Source organism: Oceanimonas aquatica, from assembly GCF_030732065.1.
Classification (GTDB): Bacteria; Pseudomonadota; Gammaproteobacteria; order Enterobacterales; family Aeromonadaceae; genus Oceanimonas.
Window position 1 is genome coordinate 269,034 of sequence record NZ_JAVBHX010000002.1, and the last position, 12,473, is coordinate 281,506.

9 protein-coding genes are annotated in these 12,473 nt (G+C 63.6%); all 9 read right to left on the reverse strand.

Going from position 1 to position 12,473, the window contains the following annotated elements:
- Positions 1 to 340 precede the first annotated feature (340 nt).
- Positions 341 to 3,208, reverse strand: coding sequence for a formate dehydrogenase subunit alpha (fdhF, locus tag Q9290_RS04420; RefSeq protein ID WP_306078419.1), 2,868 nt, complete (start codon positions 3,206 to 3,208; stop codon positions 341 to 343).
- Positions 3,205 to 4,749, reverse strand: a complete 1,545-nt coding sequence (locus Q9290_RS04425; RefSeq protein WP_306078420.1) for a formate dehydrogenase beta subunit — start codon at positions 4,747 to 4,749, stop codon at positions 3,205 to 3,207. Before Q9290_RS04425 ends, fdhF begins: the two co-directional genes overlap by 4 nt.
- Positions 4,749 to 5,267 (reverse strand): formate dehydrogenase subunit gamma, encoded by a 519-nt coding sequence (locus Q9290_RS04430; RefSeq protein ID WP_306078421.1) that lies wholly within the window; start codon positions 5,265 to 5,267, stop codon positions 4,749 to 4,751. The genes Q9290_RS04425 and Q9290_RS04430 overlap by 1 nt, the downstream gene beginning before the upstream one ends.
- An 82-nt stretch (positions 5,268 to 5,349) precedes the next feature.
- A complete protein-coding gene (gene fdhA / locus Q9290_RS04435; RefSeq protein WP_306078422.1) occupies positions 5,350 to 6,549 on the reverse strand; it encodes a formaldehyde dehydrogenase, glutathione-independent in 1,200 nt (399 codons plus the stop codon).
- Between the two features lie 403 nt (positions 6,550 to 6,952).
- Positions 6,953 to 8,809: a beta propeller repeat protein gene (locus Q9290_RS04440; protein WP_306078423.1), complete on the reverse strand. Its 1,857-nt coding sequence runs from the start codon at positions 8,807 to 8,809 to the stop codon at positions 6,953 to 6,955.
- A gap of 22 nt (positions 8,810 to 8,831) precedes the next feature.
- Positions 8,832 to 9,935, reverse strand: coding sequence for an Mrp/NBP35 family ATP-binding protein (locus Q9290_RS04445; RefSeq protein ID WP_306078424.1), 1,104 nt, complete (start codon positions 9,933 to 9,935; stop codon positions 8,832 to 8,834).
- Between the two features lie 22 nt (positions 9,936 to 9,957).
- Positions 9,958 to 10,740 (reverse strand): ethylbenzene dehydrogenase-related protein, encoded by a 783-nt coding sequence (locus tag Q9290_RS04450; RefSeq protein WP_306078425.1) that lies wholly within the window; start codon positions 10,738 to 10,740, stop codon positions 9,958 to 9,960.
- Positions 10,741 to 10,753: 13 nt separating this feature from the next.
- A complete protein-coding gene (locus Q9290_RS04455) occupies positions 10,754 to 11,473 on the reverse strand; it encodes a molecular chaperone TorD family protein (protein WP_306078426.1) in 720 nt (239 codons plus the stop codon).
- A 14-nt stretch (positions 11,474 to 11,487) separates the two neighbouring features.
- On the reverse strand, positions 11,488 to 12,468 hold the full coding sequence (gene clrB, locus Q9290_RS04460) for a chlorate reductase subunit beta (protein ID WP_306078427.1): 981 nt from the start codon (positions 12,466 to 12,468) through the stop codon (positions 11,488 to 11,490).
- Positions 12,469 to 12,473 lie beyond the last annotated feature (5 nt).

Genomic DNA, 12,473 nt, shown 5'->3' on the forward strand with positions numbered 1-12,473 from the left:
GGGAGTCCAGGGCAGACGGCTGACGGGTTGTCTGGTGCAGCCATGCTGTAACCCCAGCCCTGTCTTCTGCGCCGGAGTGGTTTCGGGTCATGTGCACCATGCTCTGGATTCCCGCCTTCGCGGGAATGACGGCACCGAAATCACTTCCGCGTTATTCCGTCACCTCAGCTTTTGATTTCTTCGTCACCTCCGCGAAGGCGGAGGTCCAGGGGATCTTCAGACAAAGCGTTGCTTTCAGATCAGCGCACCATGCCCTTGAATGCCCATCTTCATGGGCATGACGAATTAAGATCCAGCGTGGCTATCACACAAAAACGCCGGCTTTCGCCGGCGTTTCTATTTAGTGCTCCTTCACCTGGTGATGGGCCTGCTCCGCATAGGCCAGTTGCTGCTCGGTAAAGGCCTCGAACCGGCGTTGCCAGTCCGACAGCGTCTGGTCGTTGGTGCCGGTGACCTGCACCGCCGTCACCTTGTATTCCGGACAGTTGGTGGCCCAGTCCGAGTTGTCGGTAGTGATCACGTTGGCGCCGCTGTGGGGAAAGTGGAAGGTGGTGTACACCACCCCGGGCTGCATGCGCTCGCTGTGTTTGGCCCGCAACACGGTACTGCCGGTGCGGCTGGCAATGGTGACCGGCTGGCCGTCGGCAATGCCCCGGGCAGTGGCGTCGTGAGGGTGAATTTCAAGCCAATCTTCCCCGTGCCAGACGTTGTTGTCGGTGCGCCGGGTCTGGGCACCCACGTTGTACTGGCTGAGGATCCGCCCCGTGGTCAGCAGCAGCGGATAGGCCTGGCTCACCTTTTCGGTGGTGGGAATAAACTCGGTCACCACCATACGGCCCAGGCCAATGGGGAAACTGTCGCCGTGCATCACCGGCATGCCGGCCGGAAACTCATCGTTGCAGGGCCACTGAATGCTGCCCAGCTCTTCCAGCCGCTGATAACTGACCCCGGTAAAGGACGGCGTCAGGCTGGCAATCTCGTCCATGATCTCGGACGGATGCCGGTAGTTCATGGGGTAGCCAAGCGCGTTGGCCAGGGCCATGGTCACTTCCCAGTCTTCCTTGCCGGCCAGCGGCGCCATCACCTTGCGCACTCGGTTGATGCGCCGCTCGGCGTTGGTAAAGGTGCCGTTTTTCTCCAGGAAGGTGGCGCCGGGCAGCAGCACATGGGCAAACTTGGCGGTTTCGTTAAGGAAAATATCCTGCACGATCAGCAGCTCCAGCGAGCGCAGCGCCGCCTCCACGTGCTGGGTGTTCGGGTCCGACTGGGCAATGTCTTCACCCTGCACATACATGGCCTTGAAGCGGCCCTCGATGGCGGCGTTGAACATGCCCGGAATGCGCAGCCCCGGCTCGGCGTCCAGCTCGGCGCCCCAGACGTGCTCAAAGCGGCCGCGAATGGCGTCGTCGGTCACCGGCTGGTAGCCCGGCAGCTCGTGAGGGAAAGAGCCCATGTCGCAGGAGCCCTGCACGTTGTTCTGACCCCGCAGCGGGTTTACCCCGACACCGGGCCGGCCAATGTTGCCGGTGGCCATGGCCAGGTTGGCAATGCCCATAACCGTGGTGGAGCCCTGGCTGTGCTCGGTCACGCCCAGGCCGTAATAGATGGCACCGTTGCCGCCGGTGGCATAAAGCCGGGCGGCGTCGCGCAGGCGCTCAGCGGGCACGCCAATCACTTCACTCATGGCCTCGGGGGCATGGGCCGGGTCGAGAATAAATTCGCGCCAGGCGGCGTATTCCTCGGGGGCGCAGCGGGCGGCGATAAAGTCCTGGTCTTCCAGCCCCTCGGTCACAATCACATGAGCCAGGGCGTTCACCAGGGCCACGTTGGATCCCGGACGAATGGGCAGGTGCAGGGCCTGCTCGGTGTGCGGGGTTTCCAGCAAGTCGATATGGCGCGGATCCGCCACAATCAGCTTCGCGCCCTGGCGCAGCCGCTTGCGCAGCAAGGATCCGAACACCGGGTGGGCGTCGGTGGGGTTGGCACCAATCACCAGAATGGTGTCGGACTGCAGCACGGAGTCAAAGTCCTGGGTGCCCGCCGACTCACCCAGGGTCATTTTCAGGCCATAGCCGGTGGGGCTGTGGCACACCCGGGCGCAGGTGTCGGTGTTGTTGTTGCCCAGCGCGGCACGCACCAGCTTTTGCACCAGGTAGGTTTCTTCGTTGGTGCAGCGGGACGAGGTAATGCCGCCCACGCTGTGTTTGCCGTGCTGTTGCTGCACCTCACGCAGGCGCCGAGCGGCAAAGCCGATGGCTTCGTCCCAGCTTACTTCGCGCCAGGGCTGATCGATGCTGTCGCGGATCATGGGCTGTTTCACCCGGTCCTTGTGGGTGGCATAGCCAAAGGCGAAGCGGCCCTTGACACAGGCGTGGCCGTGGTTGGCCTGGCCGCCCTTGTACGGGGTCATGCGCACCAGCTGGTCACCCTTCATCTCGGCCTTGAACGAGCAGCCCACGCCGCAGTAGGCGCAGGTGGTTACCACGCTGTGCTCGGGCTGGCCCTGCTCGATCACCGATTTTTCGCTCAGGGTGGCGGTGGGGCAGCTTTGCACGCAGGCGCCGCACGATACACAGTCGGAGCTCAGAAAATCACTGCCCTTGCCGGTGGACACCTTGGACTCAAAGCCACGCTTTTCAATGGTCAGGGCAAAGGTGCCCTGCACCTCGGCGCAGGCGCGCACGCAGCGGGAGCAGAGAATGCACTTGCTGGCGTCAAAGGTGAAATAGGGGTTGGACTCGTCCTTGGGCAAATTCAGGTGGTTTTCGCCGGCAAAGCCGTAGCGCACCTCACGCAGGCCCACGTCACCGGCCATGTCCTGCAGCTCGCAGTCGCCGTTGGCCGGGCAGGTCAGGCAATCGAGGGGATGATCGGAGATATACAGCTCCATGATGTTGCGCCGTAGTTTGGCCAGCGCCTCGGTCTGGCTGCGCACCAACATGCCCGGCGCTACCGGGGTGGTGCAGGACGCATGCATGCCGCGCCGGCCTTCAATTTCCACCGTGCACAGCCGGCAGGAGCCAAAAGCTTCCAGATTGTCGCTGGCACACAGCCTGGGGATGTTGATGTCCACCAGGGCGGCAGCGCGCATGACCGACGTGCCTTCTGGCACGGTCACTTCAACGCCGTCGATACTCAGGGTGACCTGCACCTCCGACTCCTTGGCCGGGGTGCCCAGATCCTTGTCCGGGAAACAATATTCAATCATGCCTTTTCTCCTCCCTGGCGCTGAAAGTCCTCGGGGAACAGGGTGAGCGCACTTTTCACCGGGAACGGCGTCATGCCGCCCATGGCGCACAGTGAGCCCTGCATCATGGTGTCGCACAGATCGTCAAGCAGGGCCAGGTTGGCGTCGCGATTATCGTTGTTGATAATGCGATCGATCACCTCCACCCCGCGCACCGCGCCAATACGGCAGGGCGTGCACTTGCCGCAGGACTCCTCGGCGCAAAATTCCATGGAAAACCGGGCCTGTTCGGCCATGTCGACGCTGTCATCAAACACCACCACGCCACCGTGGCCGAGCACGGCGCCGATGGCGGCAAAGGCTTCATAATCAAGCGGCGTGTCGAGCTGGGCCTCGGACAGGTAGGCACCCAGCGGGCCACCCACCTGCACCGAGCGCAGAGGCCGGCCACTGGCGGTGCCGCCACCAAAGTCTTCAATCAGCTCTCGCAGGGTATGGCCAAAGGGCAATTCCACCAGCCCCCCTTGAGCAATGTTGCCGGCCAGCTGGAATGGCAGTGTGCCCCGGGAGCGCTCCATGCCGAAACCGGCATAATGCTCGGGGCCGTCGCTCAGAATGGACGGCACCGCCGCCAGGCTGAGTACGTTGTTAACCACGGTGGGCTGACCAAACAGGCCCTCGATGGCCGGCAGCGGCGGCTTGGCGCGCACCATGCCACGCTTGCCTTCCAGGCTTTCGAGCAGGGAGGTTTCCTCGCCGCAAATGTAGGCGCCGGCGCCCAGGCGCACTTCCAGTGCAAAATCGCGGCCGCTGTTCAGTAAATTGGTGCCGAGAAAGCCGGCGGCCTCGGCCCGGGCAATGGCCTGCTCCAGGCGCTCCTGGGCCAGGGGATATTCCTCGCGCAGGTAGATGTAGCCCTGGGTCGCGCCCACGGCAAGCCCGGCTATGGTCATGCCTTCAATCAGCATGTAGGGATCGCATTCCATCACCAGCCGGTCGGCAAAGGTGCCGGAGTCGCCTTCATCGGCGTTGCAGACGATGTATTTCTGCGCGCCTTTGGCGTCGAGCACCGTCTGCCACTTGATGCCGGTGGGAAAGGCCGCCCCGCCCCGGCCACGCAGGCCGGAAGCCTTGACCTGATCCACCAGCTGCTGAGGAGTGCAGTCCAGCGCCCGCTTCAGGCCGTCAAAACCGCCGGTGGCCTGGTAGTCGAGCAACGACAGCGGATCGGTCACGCCCAGGCGGGCAAAGGTCACCCGCTGCTGACGCTGAAGATAGGCAATCTCCTCGGTCGGCCCCAGGGCCAGGGGATGGTCGTCGCCAAAGTCGTGTTCAAATAGCGAGGCCACATCACCGGCTTCGACCGGGCCAAAGGCACGGCGGCCGCGACCGTCATCCACTTCCACCAGGGGCTCCAGCCAGAACAGGCCCCGGGAGCCGTTACGCACCAGCTCAATGCTGATGCCGCGGGCATCGGCTTCGCGCTTTATCAGGGTGGCCACATCGTCGGCGCCCACCGACAGCGCCGTGGTTTCGCTCGGAACAAAAATACGCAGGGTCATTATTTCAGCTCCAGCTTGTAGGTGGCGAGTTCATCCACCAGTTGATCGAAGCGGGCCGGCGTGGTGCGACTCTTGATGCACTTGCCCACCCGTACCGAGGGCCCGGTGGCGCAGTTGCCCAGGCAGTACACCGGCTTGAGGGTGATGTTGCGATCCGCCGTGGTCTGGCCATAGTCGATGCCCAGTCTGGCCTTGGCGTGGGCTTCCAGCTCCCGGGCGCCCCGGGCCTGACAGGCCTCGGCCCGGCACACTTCCACCACATGGCGGCCCGGCTGCTCGGAGCGGAAATAATGATAAAAACTCACCACCCCGTGCACGTCGGCGGCGGTAATGCGCAATGCCTTGGCGATAACGGGAATGGCGTCGTCGGGAATGTAACCCAGCTCGTCCTGAATACCATGCAGCATAGGCAGCAGCGCCCCCGGCTGGTGCCGAAGGGACGCCACGATACGCTCGATGGCGTGCATCCCTTTCACCTGTTTCTCATCCATTAGAAAGTCCACCTCATTAACGATCATGGCGGCGGCCTGTTGCCGCCGCCATGATGGGGTCAGTGCCGCCAGTCATCCTGGCCGGCTATATCATCTTCAACCCTATCCCTCACGCGGGAATCATGCCATGGGGGTCGATCACAAATTTGCGGGCCACACCACCGTCAAAGTCGGCATACCCCTGCACCGACTCATCCAGGGTAATCACCTTCACGTTCACGGCCTTGGCGATGTCGATCTTGTCGAACAGAATGGCCTGCATCAGCTGGCGGTGATACTTCATCACCGGGCACTGACCGGTGTGCAGAGAGTGGGACTTGGCCCAGCCCAGGCCAAAGCGCATGCTGAGCGCGCCTTCACGGGCCGCTTCGTCTACCGCGCCCGGATCTTCGGTCACATACAGGCCGGGAATGCCAATCTGGCCGCCGGCGCGGGTGATTTGCATGGCCGAGTTGAGCACGGTGGCCGGCGCTTCCTTGCCATGGTTGCAGCCACAGGCATGGGCCTCGAAGCCGACGCAGTCGACAAAGGCATCCACTTCCCGCTCGCCCAGAATGACTTCCAGCTTGTCTTCCATCGAGCCCTCTTCGCGCAGATCGATGGTCTCGCAGCCAAAGCTGCGAGCCTGGGCCAGGCGTTCCGGGTTCATGTCGCCCACGATCACACAGGCCGCCCCCAGCAACTGGGCCGAGGCGGCGGCCGCCAGACCCACCGGGCCGGCACCGGCGATATACACGGTGGAGCCCGGGCCCACGCCGGCGGTGACACAGCCGTGGAAACCGGTGGGGAAAATGTCGGAGAGCAGGGTGAGATCGCGAATTTTTTCCAGCGCCTGATCCGGGTCCGGGAACTTCAGCAGGTTGAAGTCGGCATAAGGCACCATCACGTATTCGGACTGGCCGCCGACCCAGCCGCCCATGTCGACGTAACCGTAGGCGGCGCCGGGACGGGCCGGGTTGACGTTCAGGCAGATGCCGGTCTTGCCTTCCTTGCAGTTGCGGCAGCGGCCGCAGGCAATGTTAAAGGGCACGGAGACGATGTCGCCCACCTTGAGGAACTCCACGTCCCGGCCGCATTCGATGATCTGGCCGGTGATCTCGTGGCCCAGCACCAGGCCTGACGGCGCCGTGGTGCGCCCGCGTACCATGTGCTGATCGCTGCCGCAGATGTTGGTGGACACCACCTTGAGGATCACGCCGTGATGGCAGGCCCGCTTGCCCAGGGACAGCTCGGGAAAGGCAATGGACTGTACCTCGACCTTGCCGGGCCCGGTGTAGACCACGCCTCTGTTACCGTGTATTGCGCACATAATTCAGCATCCTTGTCTTATGACGAGTGTCGCGTTCGCCGCACGAACGCACCGGGCCTGGGGGCAAAATCATGCCTTCACAGGCCGGCTCCCAGTAGACTGCCGATGCCGTTTATGGGCATTGCTGATTAAGACATGGTTTTGTCAGAACGAGACATGAAAGGGATTGGGCGGGGTTCGGTGCGGGTCTGCAGACAATGCAGGGGGTTAAGGATAGTGCTACATGCCCTGGATGCCCGTCTTCACGGGCATGACGGCGGCGTTTTCCGTCACCCCCGCCGCAGGCGGGGGTCCAGTGCGGGTCTGCAGACAATGCTGGGGATTGAGACCCGTGCTCCATGTTCTGGATCTCCGCCTTCGCGGGAATGACAAAATGAAGGCGGGAATGACGGTATGACTGCGGTCAGGCAGACCGCCGCACTATGGTGCCCCTATCGCCCACGGCGTAGACGGTGCCGTCCCGAGCGGCGCACACGGCGCGCAGGCCGGCCTCGGTGGGGGCGGTTTCACGCAGCCACTGGCCCTGCTCCAGCCTGAGCACCGTGCCCCGTCCGCCCACGGCAAACACGCCACCGGTGTCGTTGCCGGAGATCGACAACAAATCCTGCTGCAGCCGGGTGGGCATGGTGTGCCAGCGCTGGCCGTTGAAATGCACCACTGTGCCCGACAGGCCCACGGCGTAGATGTCGTTCAGTCCCCGGCCCCAGACGCTGTAAATAAACTGCTCGGTGCCGGTGTTGAATTCTTTCCATTCCTTGCCGTTGTAGCGCAACGCCAGGCCGAAGTCGCCCACCGCCAGCAGGTGCTCGGCATCCAGGCCCCAGAGATCGTAGAGTGCTGACGTGGTGCCGCTAGCCATCCGCTGCCAGCCCAGGCCGTCGTAATGCAGCACCAGTCCCTCGTCGCCCACCGCATAAATGCAGTCGGGCCCGGTGCCCCACATCGCCAGTATGGTGGTGTGCAGGTGCAGATCGAAGTGAAGCTGCCACTGCTCGCCATTGAAGCGATAAATGCGCCCTTCCTGGCCGCCGGCCAGCAGGCCGCTGCCTTCACAGCTCCATAAACAGTGCACCGCCAGTTGCTCATCGGGCGCCGGCAGCGCCACCCACTGCTCGCCGTCCAGCCGCAGCACGGTGCCAACATCGCCGCAGGCATACATTTGGCCATCGTGGGCCTGCCACAGTCCCCACAGCTGACGCTGGGTGGGGCTTGCCATGGTTTCCCACCGGCTTTGCGCCGCCACTTCCCGGTGAGGAATGGCCAGCGCCTTTTCAAAGTCGGGCGCGGCGGTCATCAGGGTACCGAAGTCCCCCACCACCAGCGCCTCGCCGGAGCCCAGGGTAACGATGTCCATCAGATCGTGATGGGTGTTGCAGGCCAGCCTGTGCACCTTGTTGTTGTGCAGATACAGCAGGTGGCCCTTGTCGCCCACCAGCAGCACGCCGTCCTTGTAGGCACGCAGGGCCCTGAGCCGCGGCAGCCCCGCCTCGTGGGCCAGGTTGTGAAACTCGCCGTGGCGGTAATGCACCAGTTCGCCGCGAAAGCCGCCCTGATCCACAAAGTAACGCCCGCCTGCCAGCAGCAGCTCGTCGTCGTTCAGCACCAGCAGGGCATGAAAACCGGTACTTAAGGGGCAATCCATCGGTTGCCATTCACCATTCACGTCCCGGCACAGCAGGGTACCTTCGCCGCCGGCGGCATAGACCCGGCCGTTTGGTGCACAGGCCACTGCCCGCAGGTTGATGCGAGTGCCCGAGGCCTCAGACTGCCAGCCCTCGCCGTTAAAATGCAGAATGCGGCCGTCGTCGCCCACCGCCCAGGCCTCGCCGGCCGTGTTGCCGTCGATGGCAAACAGCGGTGTGTTTTCCTCGCAGGAGGCGTAGCGACCGGTGTCATCGTTGACCACACCGCCCTGCACTCGCCGCCACTGCTCGCCGTCGTAATGCAGAATGCAGCCCATCCAGCCCACCGCGTGCAGACTGTCGGTCTGGTTGCCCCAGATACCGTGCAGGGGCAGCGGTACCGGCGTGGCCTGCTCGTGCCAGCCCGGCTGGTCGGCGTTGAAGTGCAGAATGCGGCCCTCGTCGCCCACCACGAACACTTCGCCCGCTCCGGCCCAGCCGGACCAGAGCACGTCGCCATCGCCGGCATGGGCTTCCAGCACCGGGTGCCAGGGGGTGCCCACCGGCGTGGCCGCTTCTACCCGGCTGGCCAGCTGGCGAAAAAAATGCCGGCGGGAAGGGTTGTGTACTGAGCTCATGGCGCTCTCCTCATAACAGTGATTAGCGATCGTTTTTCAGCCGGGCGCGCTCGCCGGCAAGCAGCGCTTCAAGGTCGCGCCGGGCCTGGTCCCTGTCTTCCTCGGGCAGGTCGTTGAGCATGGCTTCCAGATCGTCGGTATCGGCCACCATCACCGCCTGCAGCTCCTCGGTGGCGGCCTCAACACTGACTTTCCGGGCATGGTCAATACAGGCGTCCACCGCCGGTGCAAAGGCTTTCGCCTCGGGGCTGTCGGGCTGGTCCATGGTGAGCGGGGCGCCCGAGTCAGAGGCCGTGGCCAGCAGCGGCGACAACGGAATGCTGGCCAATGATTCCACCCCCAGCTCATCCAGCGCCTCGGCCAGGTGAGCCCGTGGGAACAACTGAAACTCGCCGCCGCAATGAGGGCAGGTCACCCCGGCCATGTTTTCCACCACGCCGATCAGCGGCAGGCCGCGCTCCTGGCAGAAGCGGATGGCCTTGAGGCTGTCCATCAGTGCCACTTGCTGGGGGGTGGTGGCAATCACCGCCGCCACCGCCTGCTGCTCCAGCAGATCGCTCAGGGTGATCAGCTCATTGCCGGTGCCCGGGGGCATGTCGACCACCAGAAAATCCAGCGGGCCCCAGTCAAAGCTGCCTATCAGGTGATGCATAAAGTCGTGCTTGTAGGCGTCGCGCCAGACGATGGGGGTGTCATCCCGCTGCATCATAAAGGCCAGCGAGCCCACCTTGACCGGATGCGGCAGCCGATCGCCGAAGCTCTCAAGGGTATCCAGGCCGCGCTCGCTGACCCGCACCCGCTGACCCACCTGGTCGAAAAAACGGCTCTGGTTGGGACCATGAATATCCGCATCGGCCACGCCTACGCGGAAGCCCCGTGCGGCCAGACCGGCGGCCAGGTTGGCCGAGACGGTGCTTTTACCCACGCCGCCCTTGTTGGCCATGACCAGAATGATCTGGCCAATGTCGGCCAGCCGGCGCTGCAGCAACCGCTGCTCGTGGTGGGGCTTGTCCAGGGTGCACTCCGGCTCTTTGGGGCAAAACTGGCAGGCATGGCCCCGGCCGCAGTCGGCCGGGCGCACGGCCAGGTCGTCGTCCTGGCCGGCATTAAATTGGTTTACCGTCATGATGAACTCCTCCCCTTGAGTATCAGTGGCTGTTGTCCAGCAGGATCCAGTTGGGGGTTACCCGTTTGTCACCGTCACGCTGGTTGTGGTGGCCTTCCCAGACCGCGAACACCACGGGGATCTGAGCCCGGTCCAGATCGACCTGGTGCTTACCCTTGACCTCAAGCGGCCGGGACATCACCACATGCCACTCGCTGTCCTGCTGAATTTCTTCCGCCACCCAGGCACTGGCACCGTCAATCAGCTGATCCGGCAGGCGGGTGGTGCTGCCGTAACCGCCGGCGGCCAGATCTTCAATCTGCTCCCGATCCGCGCGCCAGTACCAGATATTGACCGGCTTGTCCGGGCCCGAGCCCATCATGTAGGAGGTGTCGGCGCCTTCGAGGGCAAACTGCACCGCCACGCCATCACGAAAGTCGTCTACCGTGGTGGCTCTGTCTTCGGTGCCGTCCTTCCAGCGTAGCCGCAGGTAAAACCGTTCGTCGGAGCGGGCCACCTGAAAATACATGTGCTTGGCCTCATAGGCCTGGTCCTGTTCAAAACGCAGCTTGACCGACTGATGCACCGGCGGGGCCGGATACAGACCAACGCGGTACATGGGCAGGCGGTCCCAGATCAGATCATCCGGATCATTCTGAGTGCGCAAATAGATGGTACCGGGAATGCGTGCCACCTTGACGGTATCGCCCGGCTGCACCTCGGTAACGTTGGGGTTCATCTCGCTGTGATCGGCCAGGGCGGTACCGGCCGTGGTCATGGCCAGTCCCAGCAGCATGGCCCGGTAAATGGACGTCATCGCTTTCATTCTATGTTCCTCATTATTCCCACATGCCTTCGGAATTGCCGGTCGCGGCGCGCTGGCCCGGTTGCGGACAGGGGCCAACCTGGTGCTCCAGCAACTCGCACTGGCGGGCGGCCCAGTCGGGCAGACGCTGCACCAGGCAGGCCAGGTTGGCGTCCAGGCCCTGGTCGGCTTCCCGGTTAAAGCGCTCACGCACAGCGCTTGCCATCGGCACCAGATAGCGGGTCAGAAAGTCCCGCAGTGCCCGCCGGGGCGAACCGACATCTCCCCCGCTTTCAAGCGCCTGCTGCTCCAGATGGCACAGCAGGGCGCAGAATTCGAGCATGGTGACCAGGTGATCCGGCTCGTCGATATGGCCTTCGTCATCGGTGGCGGCCTTGAGGCCGAAATGCCGGTAAAAGGCCTGTACGTTGAGCAGGTAACGGCCCGGGGTGTCGCCGGCCAGCAGCTGTTCGTAGGCGCTGGCCACCAGCGGCACATGGGGCCGGCCACGCCGGCCATGTACAAAGGTGGCCATGTAGCCCACTTCCAGCGCCTGCAGGTCACTGCTTGCCGGCAGGGCGGGCCAGGCGGGCTCGCCCTGTATCGCCATGGCCTGACTCAGCACCTGTGCCATGCGACCTTCGCGCAGGGCCTGCTGGGTTTCGGCCAGCGGGTAGTCCAGCATGGCGGCGGCCAGCCGGAACACGGTGCCCCGGGCCTGAACCTGGTCGGCGGTAACGGATTGGGTGTTCATGGGTAACCTCTCTCTCAGCTCAGCTTGAACATGTCAGCATGGTTATAGCCGATCAGCAGATCCATCAGCGCGCTCTCGCGGCCTTCGGCCTTGGCCTGGCGCTCGGTCTTGAGTGTTTCCAGCACCTCGCCCACCCGGGGGCCGAACAGGCTTTCCAGGTAGTCCAGCGGAATGCGCGGCTCTTCCAGAGTGCGGCCATCGGAGCCGTATTTGGGCGACGACAGCGGCGGCACGTAGAATACATTGGGCTGGGTGCCCCACTCGGCGTGCAGCGGCAATGCCACCTTGAATTGCTCCACCAGCTTGTGAATGGGACCTTCCTTGTCGTCCCGGTAGCCGACCCAGCGAATGCGACCCACACACTGACGGGCACAGGCGTTGGCCAGGCCTTTTTCGATACGCGGATAACAGAAGATGCACTTCTCCGACTTGGAGATCTGCTCGTTGAAATACACCTTCTTGTAGGGGCAGGCGTTCACGCAATAGCGGTAACCGCGGCAGCGCTCCTGATCCACCAGCACAATGCCGTCTTCCTGGCGCTTGTAGATGGCGTTGCGGGTACAGGCCGCCAGGCAGCCCGGGTTGGCGCAGTGGTTACACAGCCGCGGCAGATAGAAGTAGTAGCTGTTGGGGTAGTCCCCCTCGCCTCTGTCTTCGTCCCAGTTGGCGCCCCAGGTGGGTTTGACGTTGGGACGCAGCCAGGGATCGGTGCCGGTCATCAGCGCTTCTTCATAGTTGTATTCCCAGGGAATACCGTAGTCTTCCTGGCTGGGCTGGCGGCCCAGGCGCAGGGCGCCATCCTTGTCGAAACCGCCGCCCATGTTCTGGTAGTCGCGGGGGTAGCCCAGCCCGGGCTGGGACTCCACGTTATTCCAGTACATGAATTCGCGGCCGTTGCGGTTGGTCCACATCAGCTTGCAGGCTGAGGTACAGGTCTGGCATCCGATGCACTTGTTCAGGTCCAGCACCATGCTGAGTTGGCGTTTGACAGCCATGGCAA